We start from the raw sequence: 16587 nt of genomic DNA on the forward strand, positions 1-16587 counted from the left end.
GATGCAGATCTTCGAAAAGTACATATTCGCCCATGAAAAAAAGCTGCTGATTCTATTCCGAACCTGAAATCAGGCTCCATCAGCAGCTTTGCTATGTTATACACGATTCGTAAAAAGAAACCTTCCATGTCTAATTCCGGGCTGTAAATTCCATTACGGCCTCGCTGATGAGATTCATGCCCAGCAGCAGTTCATCCCGTCCCGGGTGCGTAAAATTCAGCCGGATACACTCACGGGTATGATCAGCTGCCGAGCACATCGAGCCTGGCAGGAAAGCGGCTCCTTTTAATAGAGCAGCTCTTAGGAGCGCATCCCCATTCAAGCCCAGAGACAGCTGTACCCAGAGAAACATCCCCCCGGGAGGCACTGCATATTTCGAATCCTTCCACGCGCTGCGTTTCAGCAGCTCCACCATCAGCTTGAGCCTCGTTGCGTATTCCCGATTGAGCATGCCGATATGATCTTCCAGCTTAAAATGCTTCGATTCCAGCAGATGGTGCAGCATCCGCTGGTTCAGCATGCTGGATTGCCAGTCGGCCATCTGCTTCACGGCCGTCATCATCTCAATCAAGCGCCGGTTCCCGGCAGCCCATCCCGTACGCAGCGCCGGCGCAACGGTTTTACTGAATGAGCCCACATACAGAACATGTCCTCCCTGCGGCTCCTCAAGTGAGAAGATCGAAGGAATTCGAGGCTTCGGATTCTTGGGATCCGCAAAATAAAGATCGCCGTAAGAATCATCCTCCACGATAAGAAGTCCGTGTGAGATACACAGCTCCAGCACCTGCTTACGCCGCTCCAAACTCCACATCACGCCTGTAGGGTTGGTAAAATTGGGCGCAGCCATAAGCAGCTTCGGCTTGTGCTGCCGGATCATGGCCTCCAGGTGCTCCGGCAGCATCCCGTCTTGATCTCCCTCCACAGGCACAATGACCGCACCTTGGAGACGCAGCACCTGGAGCAGTCCCGGTGAAGTTGGGTTCTCCACCAGCACCGGATCGCCCGGGTCCACATACACCCTGACCAGCAAATCGATGGCCTGCTGGGTGCCCGTTGTCAGCAGAATATGCTGGGGCTGGACACTCAGGCCTTTACGCCGGGAAAAGTCCTCGCTCAGCCACTCGCGCAGCGGCCCATATCCTTCTGCCTCACCGTACTGCAAGGCGAGCGGGTCCTCGGAGAGCACCGATGTCGCCGCTTCTGCCAGGGAATGCAAAGGAAATAACTCTTCGGCCGGCAGCTCTTCTGCCAAGGAAATAAAAGAATCCCGCTTCGCAAGTTCCCTGATATCGCGCAGCGGGGATGACAAAAGGGTCTGTGCACGGGAAGCAAAGGAATACTGCATGGAAGTCCCTCCTCTAACCGTTATCAAAACCTCGGTTTTGTATTCAGGAGCCTATTAACAACCTCTAAAAGGTATTCCTGATATGTATATATTATACCTTAATCTTGCATTAGGCATATATTTGCCTGCCTTGACGGGTATACAGCGCATACTTCTCGATAGCCTGCGCACGAGTGGATACCCCGAGCTTCACATAGATTTTGCGGAGGTAATTGTCAATCGAGCGGCGGCTCACCTGAATTTCCATGGCGATTTTGTCGTATGTAATGCCCTGGACGATCCGTTCCATTATAAAAGCCTCTGTCTCGGAGAGCTGGAGTCCGCCTTCGTTCATCGCAGATGCCGTTAATGGCCAGATGCCTTGCCTTACCCAGTCGAGCGGCAGCGAGGCAACGCCTTCCCGAAGTCCGGTAATCATATGTATGAGCTGAAAAGTGGAGGCCTGCTTGGACAACAGGCCGCTTGCACCGCGGCTGATCAAGGATTGCAGCAAAGGAAGGCCATCATTGTCGGTCATAATGACGACATGGGTCTTCGGGGACAGCTGCTTCATCTGCTCCAATACGGTTTCCGAGGTATGTTCCGAGAAATGATAATCCAATAGTACCAAGTCAGGCAGCAAATCCCCGACCATTCGAAGCCCTTCTGAATCCGAGGATGTCATTCCCTCAACGAGCAGATCCTGCTGCTCTTCCAAAATCAATTTTGTTCCCAGCATGCTTGTAGGTTGACTGCCGACAATAACTACCCGCCAAACCTGATTCATTTTCTAATAGACCTCCTGTATCAGCAAACTTGAATCTCCTAGTATCTCTATTAAGTAAGCGCCGTCAATTTCTTACATATCCGGCATTGCGAATCTCCGTTGTTTGAAGATATGGATAGACGCAATTCGGAGCCGTTATTCGTGTAGAAATAAGGTTAATTAATCCTATAGGCGTAGGGCCTTTGACGGTATGCATGGCGAATGTCTTATATGTATCCTGTTTGATAATCAAATCTATACAGATTGTATCCCACTCTATCTTTCTAGGCAATCTATTTTTCATAAAAACAAGTGCTATTAGTTCGTCTTTGCGAAAGTAATCCTGACATGTTAGAATGAAATTTGGAAAAAATGATAGTTTTTGAGGGGTGATGAAATGCCAATGTTGGAGCAGGAACACAATACCCCCTATAAATCCCGTGAGGAAGTGCAGCAAAAGGGGCCATCCACCAAATGGTTCTGGGTATTTTGGATTGTTCTCATCGGGCTGGGTACCACCGCAGCCTACCTATATAGCAATCACTTGAAAGAGCAAGTCGTGGTGCAGCTGCAGCAGGATACGCGCCAGGAGATGGCGGCATTCAAAGCGGAGTACGACCAAAGGTTTAACGAGCTGGTTCAGGAAATGGACGAGATGCAGAGCAAGGTTCAGTCGTTTAATGAGCTGCTGACCTTTACCAAGGATCAGGCTAGCGGCAAAACAGACAACAGCAATAAGCTGTACAGTCAACTAAGCCAAGTTGAGAAACAGCTGAAAGAGCTGGAACGCAAGATGGAGCTGCTGAAGTGAGAACACTGAAGTATATCCGTCCCAAGCAGTTAAACCGTACGTTTATGCTGGCCATTGCACCTTTTATCGGAATGCTGCTGTGTATGTGGTTAATAACGGAGCCGCCGCGTCTGTCGCACGAAACCGCGGAGTACATACCATCCAGCAGCATATCGGAACAGTCCGCCGTGATCAAACAGGATTTGGATCAAGCCGCCGTCTATGCGGAACAGACGATATCCTCCATTGAAAAAACGGCCAAGCTCTATCGGCAAACGACCGCCACGGTAGGAACCATCCTGCAAACAGCGGAAGCACAAGCCGCGCGCCCGGAGCAAATCTATAACCGCCGGATCACATCCAAACTGGGTGTCCCTATTGAAACGGTCAGCAGTGACCGGATTCGAATTGAGTTATACAAGATCAACCCGGGTACCTATCACGGATATGCGATGAAGGTCAAATTGAAGGATCCTTCCGCGATGAAGATGTCGCTTGGCAGTGAAAGCGGCAGACCCGGGTCCGTAGAAACCACCATGCGTGCTGTAAGCCGACATGGTGCGGTTGCCGGGATTAATGCCGGTGGATACGCTGACGGGAACGGGGGCAGACATCCGCTGAGCACGACCTATTATGATGGCAAATACGTCTCGGGTTTTCAACCGAGCTTTAAGGATCTTGCCTTTGTCGGCATGAGCAAGTCCGGCAAGCTGATCGGTGGCAAGTTCTACAGCCAGAGCGAGCTTGACCGGCTCGATCCCATGTTCGGTGCTACCTTTGTACCCGTGCTGCTCCAAAACGGCAGCAAAACGACAATTCCCGAGAAATGGAGAACGGCCCCCGGCCGGGCACCGCGTACCGTCATCGGCAATTACAAGGACGATCAGCTGCTCATCCTGGTTACCGAAGGATATGATGAGAAGGGCAAATCCGGAGCCACGCTGCAAGAGCTGCAGAACAAGCTTAAAAATTTGGGCGTGATTGACGCTTATAATCTGGATGGGGGCGGGTCCGCATCCCTAATCCTAAACGGCCGCGTCGTGAACAAACCGTCGGACGGAAGTCTGCGCCCGGTACCCACGCACTTCTTATTTTTCAAATGATAGAATCGGCACTCATATTCTCGTTTATTTTTTGGCTCAAGGTGGTTATAATAAGGTTAGCTTAGCAGGAGGTGGCAAGAATGTCGTTCTCATTAACATTTTGGATCGTCATGCTCGTATTCGCCCTTTACATGGTTGGCATTTGGACCGCGGCATACAATGATGATAAGACCAAAGGCCTGTAAGGCGTCTCCCTCGTATATCGGGGGAGTTTTATTTTTTTGGGGAACAAAAAAGGCATCGCTCATTAGCGATGCGCAAAAGGTAATTCATTTGAGGTACTAGGCATGTTTCGGAAGCTGCTGCATTTCGGACATGCATTGTGAACAGATATAGCGCTCTTTAAACTCGCTTACTCCGTCCATAGAACCACAGAAGACGCATTTCGGACGATAGCGCTCCAATATAATATGGTCCCCCTGTACAAGAATTTCTACGGGATCCCCCTCGTTCATTTGATATCTCTTGCGTAGAGACTTAGGCAGAACGATTCTTCCCAGCTGATCAACTTTACGAACAACACCAGCAGGTTTCATAACGATTGTACACCTCTTTCATTTTCAACAAGTGATTTCTGACACCACAGTTCAGAACTGATAACAAGGGCCTAGTATAATAGTTCGATAAAAAGTTGTCGAATCCTGCTGGAAATTAAGAATTTCTTAGTTTTTTTCAATATCAACTAGGTATACTGGATGATATTCCCCAAAAAACTCAAAGTTTCGCAAAAACTTATTCCATACCCGGGAAATCCAATTGACGTAATGCTTCATACACCATAATCGCTGCCGAGTTGGATAAATTCAGTGAACGCACCTTATCCGTCATCGGCATGCGAATACAATGCTCGCTATTTGCGGCTAACAGCTCCGGTGGCAATCCCTTGGTTTCTTTGCCAAACACCAGAAAATCCCCGTCTTGATATTCAATATCCATATAACGCTTGGTTGCCTTCGTCGTAGCGTAGAAATAGCGTCCTTCCGGATAGAGTGCCTGCAGCTCCTCAAAGGAATCGTGATAATCAATATGTACGGCATACCAGTAATCCAGCCCGGCCCGTTTTAATGTCTTGTCGTCTGTATTAAAACCGAGCGGACGGACCAAGTGCAGATGTGTGCCCGTTGCGGCGCAAGTTCTGGCGATATTGCCCGTATTGGCTGGAATTTCCGGTTCGACTAGTACGATGTGTAATGCCATGTTGATAAGTCCACCTTTTCTTCTGTTTTATTTTTATTATAACCGATTCGTTCCCAATTTCCCGGGATATCCAGAAATAACCTTCCGCCGGTTCGGCGGAAGGTTATCATGGTAAATCTTGTATGAACTTAGCTGTGGCTGTTTTTAAACAGCTGCATGAATTCTACCAGCGCCTGAGCGCTATCATACGGAACGGCGTTATAGACCGAAGCCCGCAAACCGCCGACGCTGCGATGACCCTTCAGGCCGACAAAGCCTGCTTGCTCCGACGCCTTCACGAATTCCTTCTCCAGCTCCTCGGAGGCAAGACGGAACGTAATGTTCATATCGGAACGCACCTCTGCATTCACGCAGCCGCGGTAGAAGCCTTCGCTGTGATCGATGGCATCATAGATGAGCGCGGCTTTCTTCCGATTCATCTCTTGAACGCCTTGCAGGCCACCCTTCTCTTCAATCCACTTCAGCACTTCGTTGATCATATAGATGCCGAAAGAAGGCGGCGTATTGTACAGCGAGTTATTTTTCAAATACGTGTTGTAACGGAGCATAGTCGGCAGATGTTTAGGAGAATCTGTAATCATATCCTCTCTAACGATCACAACCGCAACGCCGGACGGTCCCAAGTTCTTCTGAGCGCCCGCATAGACCATCGCGAATTGGTTCAAATCGAACGGACGGCTGAGGATATCGCTCGACATATCACAGATAAGCGGCACGGAACCGGTATCCGGGAATTCCTTAAACTGTGTGCCTTCAATCGTTTCATTGGAAGTCAGATGGAGATAAGCTGCATGATCCGACAGCTTGATGTCCTTAAGGCTAGGCAGAGCCATGTACTTGCTCTCCTCAGAGGAGGCTGCCACATGAGTTTCGCCGATCAGCTTGGCTTCTTTAATCGCCTTGTCCGACCAGCTTCCCGTCATTACATAGTTCGCAACCTGGCCTTGTCCCAGGAAGTTCATCGGAATCATCGCAAATTGCGTGCTTGCACCACCCTGGATGAACAGCACCTTGTAGCCGGATGGATTCCCCAGTAGCGATAGAAGGCGCTCCTGCGCTTCGTTATGAACCGCTTCATATACAGCACCGCGATGAGACATTTCCATAATCGACATGCCGGTATCCCCGTAATTGACGAATTCGGCCTGGGCGCGCTCCAACACTTCAAGCGGCAATGCAGCAGGTCCTGCGTTAAAATTGTATGCTCTCTTGCTCAAAAGACTCTCCACCCTTTCTCTACTATGAATGCTAATTAACGCTAATCATAGCAACAATCCCATAGACCTTCAAGTGTAATTATTCACATTAAATTCTTCCGGCTACCAACAGATGAATTGATACTTTCTGCTCCAGGATCTCTTTTCTCCGGGTGCCAGGCTTAATCGAATAAACACTTCCGGCGAAATAACGTGACCGGTCCCCCACAGGGCCATATGCGCCACCGGGAAATCGCTGATCTCCCTCACTCCCGCCCTGCTGGCGCTGTGCGTTAGCTCCCAGGAATAAGGATAATCGCTGCCGTTAAAGCCTTGCATTCTCCCATAAAAAGGCTTGTGGGGTCTGTCATTCCAGCATACCTCACAATCATCGACAGACAGCAAGCCCGAAGTATAATCCGATTCGACCTCCGTAAAACGGGCAGGGACGGGCAGCTTGAGCTTATACTCCGGTCCTACCGATTCCTCATTTATCCCTATGAAATTATGAATGTACTCCTCCGTATCTATCCTTTGACTCCCTTCATTGCAGAGCTCATAATCTATCGTTAATGCCGTGTCCTGAATCGAGATTTTCTTCACGAGTTTTGCCGCATACCCCTTGACGTTCCTAGGATGAATCGTATAGGTGATACTCACGTCATCCGAAGTGATATCGACATCGAAAGGTTCCACCGGATACGTATACTGAAAGTGATATGGGTCCTCGCTGACCCGTTTGAGAAGGCCCACCCCTAATTTAGGAAACCATCCACCTACTTCGGCCCCTGCATAGCCCATCCCCTCATGCAGTCCAAATTCGTTGCACAATCCGGACCCGGCCAGAGGGTTAAACCCATCCGCAAACTCATGAACACAGAATGTGTGACCGCTCTGGGTCAATTTGACCTGCGTAATGAAACCGGTCCGGTCAAAACGCGTGCCTTGATAACGACCGACTTCCGCTATTTCGACTTCCAATTGTCCGTTTGCTAATTGATGTCCCAAAACAATCGCTCCATTCATGATGAAGAAGCCCCGGCCAACTTGCCTGCCAGGGCTTCCGAAATGTTGTATGCTCGTGTGTCAGGCAAGCTCGACACGAATTAGTTGACCCTCGTCTTCGGATAACGCGGACAGCAAGCTTCGATCCAATTCGGCAGCCCCCTGCTTCTGACTGCGGAGCCGAATCTTCTCGCCGTTCAGCGTAACCGATTGAATCGTATAACTTCCGTAATCCAATCGCTTCGGATTGCTGTATACAATCTGAAGCTCTTTACCCGCAAACCGCGTATGCACAGCGGCAGTACCGTCAGCTCCGAATTGCGAAGACCTGAGCTTGGGCTCCAAGAGCAGATGTCCCAGATTTCCTTTCACTCCAAAAACCTCGGTCAGCATGGTAAGCAAAAGCCAACTTGCCGACCCGGTAAGATAGGGATACATCCCTCTTCCCTTCTCGTTAATGTACTCGGGAATACCCGGATACATGCGGCTGCGTTCAAAGTCATTGCTTAAATCGTAAATCGATTGTAACACCTCGTATCCCTCTTGGACAAAACCTCTCTTATAAAGAGCGTTAGCGTACATGACGCTCATATGACTGAACATGGCCCCATTCTCTTTATGCCCGAAAGCGAAACCGAATGCCCGCCCGAGATTTTGCTGAATCTCGCCAAAATTCGAATTCAGACGATAGCCGATGCTCGGATCTTTTAAGTAACGATCTACCGATTTCGTAATGTCACCGACCTGTTCGTCGCTTGCGATTCCGCCCATGACAGCAAAGACCTGGCCCGTAAGGGTCATGCGCACGCCAAGGGGATGATCGCCTTCCACGCGCGCTCCGTCATTATTGTAATAACCGTTAAACCACGAGTATCCTTCTTGACTCGTAATCCATTCTTTGCTGCGCAAATGCCGGATGATCCAGTCCGCTTTCAGTTTCAAATCCCTCACAACTTCCGCAACGCTAAACTTTCGTTTATTTCCGGTCACGGAGACTTTAACAGACTCATAATACTGATCAAGCAGCCCCAGCTTCTCCTGCACATCTTCATATGAGACGGGAGCCGTTACCGAATCGAGCAGCACGGCCATTTCCTCCGCGATTTCAAGAAACTCCACGCCTTTGCTGTCCTGCCATGCCAACAGCAGATCGCCAAGCTGCATCAAATTGCTTGCATAGAACGCCGTAAAGGCTACGCTCTCGCCTCTATCTGGGGCAAGATCGAGACCATCATTCCAGTCTGCTCCCTCAAGCTTCATGTTATTGTGCTCACCTATATTAAAGAACGGAACCAGGTTCTGCAGCAGCATGTGTTCCAGTATCGTACCTTCGTATACTTCACCGTTCACGGTTAAGAGTTGATTTCCATGCTCAGGCAGCCATCCACTGTCCTTCTCCTTGCACCGACTTACAAACACGTCGCGGAAATAGGTCTGCGGCTGCATCAGGAAATCCAAATCCCCGCTCTGGTCCATATAAAGCAGCGTGGTCATGAATGGCCATGCACCGTGATCCATCCATACGCGCGGTATGTTGTTCCGGTCAGCAATAAACTCACCGGGATTCGTTCCGATAATCGTTGCATTGCTTCCGTCAATCCGTACACCCGCATAGTTATTGAGCAGCAGATACCGGACTTCGGACGGTTCCATGATCATTAATGCTAGGCAGTCCTGCCAGAGGTCACGCCATCCACGTCCTCCACGGCCATAGTCATGATAAGGAAGAAATGAGTTGCCATAGAGGCGCCTCAATATCGGCTGCAAGGTTACCCATTTCATCCACAAGTCCTGCTGCTGATCCCCGGTATGGAAGGATACGGTATTCAGCTTGTCATTCCAATAGGCTTCATTTTGAGCAAGCAGCTCATCAAAGCGCTTCTCCGATAAATACGTTTCGGTAAGTCTTCCGGTCTCGGCGCGATCTTCCGAAATGACCATCGCCATAACATAAGCCCTGGATTCGCCAGGCTGCAGTTGAACCTCCCCAAACCGCAGACCTCCAATGGCCTCGTATCCCTCCAAGGAGTCGCCTGCCTGCGCGCCTGCTAGCTTATTGGCAATGATTGCCTCAGGCCAATCGAGCGCGCCGCCTTCCCCGATAAATTCTTCAAGCACCGGAAAATAACCGATCGGTTCTGCACCGTCCGCTTCCGCACCCAGCACACTGTAGGATACGTGATTGATACGGTGTCCCCGCTCGTCAAATGAGAGAGCAGGCTGGACTTCGATCCCTTTGCGATGGACAAAGATCCGGTGAAGTAGGGATGTCACGTGACGGTGGTCCCGCAGATCGTCTGCCGAACGGCCATACAGCGGGATCGCCGCAGTAGGGGTCAATTTTAGCGTCTGCTCGCCTACGTTGGTCAGCGTTACTTTCATTAACTCGATTTTATCATCCGTTACCGGAACGAAGCTGGTTACTTCCGCTTGCAGTCCGGCCTCCCCGTTGATCCGCGTCAGCTTATGCCATAAAAACCCGGCTGCCAATTGACTTTCTTCTTCCTCGTTCATGAACCGGTTTGCATTCTGCTTGGCTGAATTGCCGGTTACGGACCATGGGCCATGCCCGTCAATGTGCACCCAAAAGTTTCGTGCGGACTTGGAATTATGTAGATCCTCCACCGATACGGGCGACATGAAAAACGTATTATGACTGCTAGTCATTTCACCGTGAAGATTTGGCGTGACGGCCGACATCATGCCGGCCTCATTCACTAAAGGAAAATATAAATAGTTATGATGTTCAGGATTACGCAGCGTAAAGACCCCATGGTTTCCCTCGAACTTCCATCCTGTTGATTTCATATCGCGATCTCTTCCCCTCTATGCCTTAGGATTTGACGGCTCCCGCCAGCGCCCCGTCCACCAGATATTTCTGTATGAACGTGTACAGAATGATCAATGGCGCCGCCACGATCGTAATTCCGCATGCAAGCAGCGGCCAGTTATTCCCGTATTGCCCCCTGAATTCCTTTAGGCCGAACGTAATAGGATAGTTGGACGGACTCGGGAGATACATGATCGGTCCGACAAAATCATTCCAGATTCCAATCGCGGTCAGAATGACGCCGGTTGCGATAACTGGCTTCATCAGCGGTAGAATGATCTGGAACAGGTAACGGATATAACCGGAACCATCCATTCCCGCGGCCTCATCCAGATCGCGGCTAATCGACTTGATATAACCGACAAACATCATGAACACAACGCCCGTCCCCGTCGTTTTCAGCAAGATATAACCAAGCTTGGTATCATACCCGAAGAACGAAACACTCTCCTTGAAGGACAGCATGAGTTTATACTGGGCAACCATCGGATTCGGAAGAAACTGGGACAACAAAAAGAACATATAAATGAAGCCGCTCCACATCACATATCCGCGCGCGACCGGAAACGCCGCAAACAACGACACGATGATGGTCAGTACCGTCGCAGCTACCGTATAAATTAAGCTGTTTGCGAAATAACCGGCGAAATTGCCCTCAGACCATGCCTGCGTATAATTGCCCCATTCCATGTTCTGGACGATCCCGATCGGATTGAGCAAGTATTCGTTGAAGGATTTAAGTGATACGTTGAATACGAGCAGAAGCGGAACGACATACAGAATCAGCAGCAAACATATGACGGCGTAAGAAAGAATCTGCGTGGTTTTGGAATTTCGCATCAATACTCCACCTCTCTCTTACGCGTCTGTCTGACGGCTACCACAACAAAGAGGAGAATAATCAGGAACTGCACAACGGACAGCGCCGAAGGAAGGCCCATTTCCAAACTTCCCCGGAACGTCTCTTTGTACACGTCGTAAGCCATCGTCCTTGTATTGAAGCGACCGTCTGTTGTCGCCAAAATGATATCGAAGGTAGACATTGCACCAATGATGGATAACAACATATTCACCGTGAAGGACGGTGCGATCAAGGGGAAGGTAATATGACGGAAGGATTGCCACTTGCTGGTTCCATCAATATGACCTGCCTCGTATAAATCTTTAGGGACCGATTGAAGTCCAGCCAGAAAGATCAGCATGGAATAGCCCATGTACATCCAAATCTGGACGAAAATAATATAGCCGAACGCGTGAGTGAAGCTCCCAAAGAACATGTCTTGATAGCCGAAGAGAGCGTCATAGAGGCGATTGACCGGTCCGTTTAACGGATCGAACATCATCCCCCAGATCAGAGCAACAACAGCTACGCCCAGTACAACCGGCAAGAAGAATACCGCGCGATAGAAGTAATCGCCTTTTAGACGCTGGTTAATGATGACGGCGATAAAAAGAGCGACCCCGTTCTGCACGATCGTAACAACGAACATGAAGATCAGAGTGTTTACGATGGAACGCCACCGCTCCCCTGAGTTCCCCGAGAAGAATAATTCCTTATAATTATCAAGTCCGACAAATTGGTACGTGCTGCCCGGGAGGTTCTTGACATCGGTAAAGGAATAGATGACTGTTAGGATCGATGGTCCAAAATAAAACACGATATAAAGCGCCATCGGTATCAGCAGCAGCAATAAGGGTATGAATCGGTTAAATCCTTTTCCAAATGGATACATCTCTCTCACCTCGCAAAATCCCATTTCAATAAATGTCGGGGCCTGCTGCACAGACCCCGACTACAGTATGGTTCATTCTATATAGGTCTCTTTATAATAGAAGAATCTTATTTCGGAGCAGCAGCTTCCCATTCTTTTTGTTGAATATCAGCCAGCTCTTTTGCTGTTTTGTATGGACCGCCCGGTGCCAGGAATTCTGTATGAACACCTTCCGCAGCCAGATGCTCGCCAATATTTTGACGGTTAATCATCATGATTTCGTACGCCAATTCGAACTCTCCGAGATATGGGGTTAGTTCATTGTCAATAAAGTCGCTTTCCGTCTGAATGTTATCCTGTGTCGGGATGAAACCGGCAGCTTTCACGAATGTTGTGTAATTTTCCGGCTCGGAGAAGAATTCAAGCCATTTTAGGGCTCCTTCTTTGTTCGGTCCCTTCTCGGCTGCATACCAGGTTACGTCATACTTGCCGACAAAAGAGGCATTCTTGGCTGCATCTTCCGTAGCCGGAAGCGGGAAGTAACCGAATTTCAGCTCCGGATTTGCTGCTGCGACGGTTGGAGCATCCCAAGAGCCATCTGCCAGCATGGCTGCTTTTCCTGTTGCAAAATAGGAAGGCGCTGTTGCATAATCAATCCCCATGAATCCGTCAATCATGTAATTGTCTTGAAGCGTCTTCATTCTTTCCAATACTTCGACTGCCTCTTCATCGTTATAAGCCGTCTCGCCTTTCCAAACACCCTCAATCCATTTCTGTTGATCTCCGCCGCCCAAAATTTTGGCTTGCAGAGCGAATACAGGGAGTTTCAAAGGCCATACGTCTTTACCTGCAACAACAATCGGGGTAATGCCTTTGGCTTTCAGATCATCATTCAGCATGATGAACTCCGACCACGTTTTCGGAACACTCAATCCATTCTGTTCAAATATTTCCTTATTGTAGAACAGACCGGACATCGCAACCTTGCCCGTTGGAATCGCATACACTTTATCGTTATAAGTCCCGGCTTTTTCGATATCGTTAGCGTTATAATTCTTAATGAAGGCTTGGTCGGATAAATCCGCGATCAATCCCGTATCAATCCATTGCTGCCAATCAGGTACTTTCGCACCCGGTGTCCATTCCTGCGGGGAAAGTCTCATTCCCGATAAATCAGCCAAAACGTCGACGTCATTAGCGGTAATTCTTGCTCTCTGCGCCTGCTTGTATTCGTCATCTGGCCCCGTAGTGGTATACTCTATCGTATACTCGGGATACTTCTCTTCAAATTTCTTGTTGATCTCTTCAACCGCTTTATTGATGTTATCTTGCTTCCAGTGTAAAATTTTGATGACCTTTTTATCACCTTTTGCAGGTGTACCTTTATCGGCTGAATCGCTGCCTCCACAAGCCGCTAGCGAGAAAGTCAGAGCACCCGCCAAAAGTATTGCTGATAATTTCTTAATCATTTCCTAACCCCCTGAAATTAAAATGCAATTCATTATGAAACCGGATTCATCATTCCGCTTTTTCTCGCCCAGTACAATCTTGATGTTACGAAACAATTATTATAAATTTTCGCAATTCAGCGAAATATACCGAAAGCGGTTTCGTAAGGCCTATTATTACTCATAATATTTTGTTTGTCAAAGCTTTTTTTCCTCCTTCCCGCAATATTTTATTATTAAACGCGATTCAGCTTTATCCCTTTCTATTACAAGCATCACAACTACTCTCTTCATTGACTTACCTAGTTAAAGCAGATACACTAATTTACGAAACAGTTTCGCTTCTGTACTGAATAACGGACAAGCAGCAATCATAATTAACGAAAACTCACGAAAATTATGAAATGATCATATAAACAGAATAAGGGGCGTTTCGCATGGCGTTAAACATCAAAACAATCGCTAAAATGGCCGGGGTATCCGTATCCACTGTCTCCAAGATTATCAACAACTACAGTGATGTATCCGAAGAGACCAAAGCACGCGTGTTGGAAATTATGAAAGAGACGGGGTACACCCCTTCCAATTCGGCGAAAACATTAGCAACCAAGAAATCAAATTTAATCGGTATCATATTTGCGGGAAAGCTGAATGTCGATTTTACTCATCCTTTTTTTGTTGAAGTTCTCAATTCCTTCAAGAAGCAAATGGGGGTTCTCGGTTACGATCTACTGTTTTTTTCGAATGAGAAATTCCAAGGGGATGACGCCGACTACCTCGGCCGATGTCGTCATTATCAGGTGGATGGCTGTGTCATAATATCCGGCGAGGAAATTGAGCCCTCGATTAAAGAGCTGGATGAGAGCGATATTCCGTGTATCGGGGTCGATATTGAGCTGTTCGGCGAAATGTCGGGGCATATCATGTCCGATAATTATAAAATGTCCTCGAAGGTCGTGGAGCATTTCTATCTTCAAGGCTTCAGAGACTTGGGGTTCATCGGAGGCAGCAAGGAGTCTGAAATCTCCAACAAGCGTGAGGCCGGTTATCGCAATGCCATGGAAAGTTTCGGACTTCCGGCCCGTGCGGAATGGTTCCTAAGCGGTGATGATTTTCATGAGGCAAGCGGATACAAAGCCATGACACGGCTGATTCAAGCGAGTTCCCTTCCTCGCGCGATCTTTGCGGCCTCCGATCAGATTGCGATAGGAGCCATCCAAGCGCTTCAGGAACATAGCCTGAAGGTCCCTGACGATGTATCGATCATCGGTTGTGACGATATTGAGGCGTGCAAATATACAACACCCAAACTAACGACGATTCGGCAAAACAAAGAGAAAATCGGTCGCCTGGCAGCGCTCATGCTCTACGACCTTATCCATAAACAATCGCCCATCAGCTCTTTTGTCGTAGAGCCTGAACTCATCGTTCGGGAATCTTGCGGAAGCAATACCCATCACTACGGATACTTTAAAGAGTAATGCTGGGGTAAGGGAGTGAGGGGCTGCTTCAGCCAAGAGCAAGGCTATTCATGCCTGCCTTTGAATAGCCCCTGTTCCCCTTAGTAAGATAATCCTCGCCTAAACCTAGCTAAGCTTTATATGTGTGCAAAAAAAGCCCAGGGCATGATGCCCTAGGCTTTTTGACGTTGTTTATTATAGGTCGTAGTACAGGGAGTACTCGTGCGGATGAACGCGGATGTTAACCGCTTTAGCTTCAGAGCGCTTGAGCTCAATGAAGTTGTCGAGGAATTCCTGCGTAAACACGCCGCCCTCAGTCAAGAATTCGCTGTCTGCTTGAAGAGCATCCAAAGCCTCATCCAGGGAACCTGGTACGCTGCGGATTTCTCTTTTCTCAGCATCCGACAGTTCGTAAATGTTCTTATCGAATGGTCCGTAGCCCAGTGCCGTCGGATCGATTTTGCGCTTGATACCATCCAGTCCAGCCATCAGCATGGCCGAGAATGCAAGGTAAGGGTTCGCCGTGGAATCCGGTGTACGGAACTCGATGCGGCAGCCTTTAGGCGTTACGGCTGCAACCGGAATCCGCACTGCGGCAGAACGATTGCCTTTGGAGAATACGAGGTTAACCGGTGCTTCATAGCCTGGTACGAGACGTTTGAAGGAGTTGGTGCTCGGATTCGTCAAAGCGATCAATGCAGGCGCATGGTACAGAATGCCGCCGATGTAGTGAATCGCTGTTTCACTAAGGTTAGCATAAGCTCCTTTTTCATAGAACAACGGGGTGTCGCCATCGAAAATGGATTGGTGAACGTGCATGCCGCTTCCGTTATCCCCGAACAATGGCTTCGGCATGAACGTAGCCGTTTTGCCATATTGGCGTGCTGTGTTATGCACGATATATTTATAGATCAACAAATTGTCAGCTGTTTTTTTCAATGTATCGAAACGGAAGTTGATTTCCGCTTGGCCGGCAGTGGCTACTTCATGGTGATGACGCTCAACGCGAAGTCCTGCTTCATCAAGCAAACGGCACATTTCGCTACGGATATCCTGCTGAGTATCCACAGGTGCTACTGGAACATATCCGCCCTTAACGCCAACTTTGAAACCAAGGTTGCCGCCTTCTTCCTTGCGGTTCGTATTCCAATGCGCTTCCTCGGAGTCTACGAAATAGCTGGAGCTGTTCATGGAGCTTCCATAGCGAACTTCATCAAACAGGAAGAACTCGGATTCCGGTGCGAAGAATGCTGCGGTTCCGATACCGGCCTCTTGAAGGTATTGCTCGGCACGAGCTGCGATACCGCGCGGGTCACGCTCATATGAGTCACCTTCCGGTGTATAGATGTTGCTCATAATGTTAAGCGTAGGATGTGCTGTAAACGGATCGATATAGCAAGAATCCGGATCAGGCATCATAACCATATCCGATTCTTCAATGCCGCGGAATCCTGGAATAGAAGATCCATCGAACGCTACCCCGTTCACGAATGTTTCTTCATCTACTTCTGAAGCCGGCAAGCTAATATGATGAACCCGTCCCGACAAGTCCACAAAACGAAAATCGACCCACTCAATATTGTTCTCTTTAATGGTTTGCAATACTTTCTCTACCGACATGTCTCTTCCTCCCAATTTCCGAACATTAAGACTTAAACAGCTTAACAATGTTCATAATCTTTCGATTTCTTTTCGTCATTATATGCCGGGAGATAACCTGACGTCAATACTTATGTAAGGTATTTTTGAAAACAAT

Annotated in this window: 14 protein-coding genes; 3 read left to right on the top strand and 11 right to left on the bottom strand. The window is 48.6% G+C overall.

Annotated features, from left to right (window positions below):
- Positions 1 to 130: 130 nt before the first annotated feature.
- Positions 131 to 1345: a PLP-dependent aminotransferase family protein gene (locus ABEW73_RS04350; RefSeq protein ID WP_430161827.1), complete on the bottom strand. Its 1215-nt coding sequence runs from the start codon at positions 1343 to 1345 to the stop codon at positions 131 to 133.
- 109 nt (positions 1346 to 1454) lie between these two features.
- Positions 1455 to 2111 carry a DNA-binding response regulator gene (locus tag ABEW73_RS04355; protein ID WP_430161825.1) on the bottom strand — a complete coding sequence of 219 codons (657 nt, stop codon included), beginning with the start codon at positions 2109 to 2111 and terminating at the stop codon, positions 1455 to 1457.
- Between the two features lie 382 nt (positions 2112 to 2493).
- Here ABEW73_RS04355 and ABEW73_RS04360 point away from each other — a divergent pair, with 382 nt between their 5' ends.
- Both ABEW73_RS04360 and ABEW73_RS04365 read left to right on the top strand, forming a co-directional pair.
- The gene (locus tag ABEW73_RS04360) at positions 2494 to 2901 is read left to right on the top strand and encodes a hypothetical protein (RefSeq protein WP_098748532.1); all 408 of its coding nucleotides are present in this window, start codon (positions 2494 to 2496) and stop codon (positions 2899 to 2901) included.
- The gene (locus tag ABEW73_RS04365) at positions 2898 to 3983 is read left to right on the top strand and encodes a phosphodiester glycosidase family protein (RefSeq protein ID WP_430161823.1); all 1086 of its coding nucleotides are present in this window, start codon (positions 2898 to 2900) and stop codon (positions 3981 to 3983) included. The genes ABEW73_RS04360 and ABEW73_RS04365 overlap by 4 nt, the downstream gene beginning before the upstream one ends.
- A 281-nt stretch (positions 3984 to 4264) precedes the next feature.
- Here the strand turns inward: ABEW73_RS04365 and ABEW73_RS04370 are convergent, their stop codons facing one another.
- The 8 genes from ABEW73_RS04370 to ABEW73_RS04405 form a co-directional block, all read right to left on the bottom strand.
- Positions 4265 to 4519: an AbrB/MazE/SpoVT family DNA-binding domain-containing protein gene (locus ABEW73_RS04370; protein ID WP_009595823.1), complete on the bottom strand. Its 255-nt coding sequence runs from the start codon at positions 4517 to 4519 to the stop codon at positions 4265 to 4267.
- A gap of 196 nt (positions 4520 to 4715) precedes the next feature.
- Positions 4716 to 5180, bottom strand: coding sequence for a tRNA (uridine(34)/cytosine(34)/5-carboxymethylaminomethyluridine(34)-2'-O)-methyltransferase TrmL (trmL, locus tag ABEW73_RS04375; protein ID WP_430161821.1), 465 nt, complete (start codon positions 5178 to 5180; stop codon positions 4716 to 4718).
- 128 nt (positions 5181 to 5308) lie between these two features.
- Positions 5309 to 6397, bottom strand: a complete 1089-nt coding sequence (serC, locus tag ABEW73_RS04380) for a 3-phosphoserine/phosphohydroxythreonine transaminase (protein WP_430161819.1) — start codon at positions 6395 to 6397, stop codon at positions 5309 to 5311.
- A 102-nt stretch (positions 6398 to 6499) separates the two neighbouring features.
- Positions 6500 to 7384 carry a hypothetical protein gene (locus ABEW73_RS04385; protein WP_430161817.1) on the bottom strand — a complete coding sequence of 295 codons (885 nt, stop codon included), beginning with the start codon at positions 7382 to 7384 and terminating at the stop codon, positions 6500 to 6502.
- Between the two features lie 78 nt (positions 7385 to 7462).
- Positions 7463 to 10189 carry a GH36-type glycosyl hydrolase domain-containing protein gene (locus ABEW73_RS04390; protein WP_430161815.1) on the bottom strand — a complete coding sequence of 909 codons (2727 nt, stop codon included), beginning with the start codon at positions 10187 to 10189 and terminating at the stop codon, positions 7463 to 7465.
- 25 nt (positions 10190 to 10214) lie between these two features.
- Positions 10215 to 11051 (bottom strand): carbohydrate ABC transporter permease, encoded by an 837-nt coding sequence (locus ABEW73_RS04395; RefSeq protein WP_098748537.1) that lies wholly within the window; start codon positions 11049 to 11051, stop codon positions 10215 to 10217.
- The gene (locus tag ABEW73_RS04400) at positions 11051 to 11944 is read right to left on the bottom strand and encodes a carbohydrate ABC transporter permease (protein ID WP_076324460.1); all 894 of its coding nucleotides are present in this window, start codon (positions 11942 to 11944) and stop codon (positions 11051 to 11053) included. Before ABEW73_RS04400 ends, ABEW73_RS04395 begins: the two co-directional genes overlap by 1 nt.
- A gap of 107 nt (positions 11945 to 12051) precedes the next feature.
- Positions 12052 to 13392 (bottom strand): ABC transporter substrate-binding protein, encoded by a 1341-nt coding sequence (locus ABEW73_RS04405; RefSeq protein ID WP_430161812.1) that lies wholly within the window; start codon positions 13390 to 13392, stop codon positions 12052 to 12054.
- A gap of 416 nt (positions 13393 to 13808) precedes the next feature.
- Here ABEW73_RS04405 and ABEW73_RS04410 point away from each other — a divergent pair, with 416 nt between their 5' ends.
- Entirely contained in the window at positions 13809 to 14852 is a 1044-nt protein-coding gene (locus ABEW73_RS04410) for a LacI family DNA-binding transcriptional regulator (RefSeq protein ID WP_430161810.1), read from the top strand.
- 174 nt (positions 14853 to 15026) lie between these two features.
- Here ABEW73_RS04410 and glnA read toward each other — a convergent pair whose 3' ends face one another.
- Positions 15027 to 16451, bottom strand: a complete 1425-nt coding sequence (gene glnA, locus ABEW73_RS04415) for a type I glutamate--ammonia ligase (RefSeq protein WP_430161808.1) — start codon at positions 16449 to 16451, stop codon at positions 15027 to 15029.
- Positions 16452 to 16587 lie beyond the last annotated feature (136 nt).

Origin of the sequence: Paenibacillus lautus (genome assembly GCF_050482385.1) — a bacterium.
Taxonomy (GTDB): Bacteria; Bacillota; Bacilli; order Paenibacillales; family Paenibacillaceae; genus Paenibacillus_AQ; species Paenibacillus_AQ lautus_B.

What these genes read in the sequence shown, in the direction of transcription:
- ABEW73_RS04350 (WP_430161827.1), bottom strand. Translation starts at nt 1,345, where the DNA reads ATGCAGTATTCCTTTGCTTCCCGTGCACAGACCCTTTTGTCATCCCCG.
- ABEW73_RS04355 (WP_430161825.1), bottom strand. Translation starts at nt 2,111, where the DNA reads ATGAATCAGGTTTGGCGGGTAGTTATTGTCGGCAGTCAACCTACAAGC.
- ABEW73_RS04360 (WP_098748532.1), top strand. Translation starts at nt 2,494, where the DNA reads ATGTTGGAGCAGGAACACAATACCCCCTATAAATCCCGTGAGGAAGTG.
- ABEW73_RS04370 (WP_009595823.1), bottom strand. Translation starts at nt 4,519, where the DNA reads ATGAAACCTGCTGGTGTTGTTCGTAAAGTTGATCAGCTGGGAAGAATC.
- trmL (WP_430161821.1), bottom strand. Translation starts at nt 5,180, where the DNA reads ATGGCATTACACATCGTACTAGTCGAACCGGAAATTCCAGCCAATACG.
- ABEW73_RS04390 (WP_430161815.1), bottom strand. Translation starts at nt 10,189, where the DNA reads ATGAAATCAACAGGATGGAAGTTCGAGGGAAACCATGGGGTCTTTACG.
- ABEW73_RS04395 (WP_098748537.1), bottom strand. Translation starts at nt 11,051, where the DNA reads ATGCGAAATTCCAAAACCACGCAGATTCTTTCTTACGCCGTCATATGT.
- ABEW73_RS04400 (WP_076324460.1), bottom strand. Translation starts at nt 11,944, where the DNA reads ATGTATCCATTTGGAAAAGGATTTAACCGATTCATACCCTTATTGCTG.
- ABEW73_RS04405 (WP_430161812.1), bottom strand. Translation starts at nt 13,392, where the DNA reads ATGATTAAGAAATTATCAGCAATACTTTTGGCGGGTGCTCTGACTTTC.
- ABEW73_RS04410 (WP_430161810.1), top strand. Translation starts at nt 13,809, where the DNA reads ATGGCGTTAAACATCAAAACAATCGCTAAAATGGCCGGGGTATCCGTA.
- glnA (WP_430161808.1), bottom strand. Translation starts at nt 16,451, where the DNA reads ATGTCGGTAGAGAAAGTATTGCAAACCATTAAAGAGAACAATATTGAG.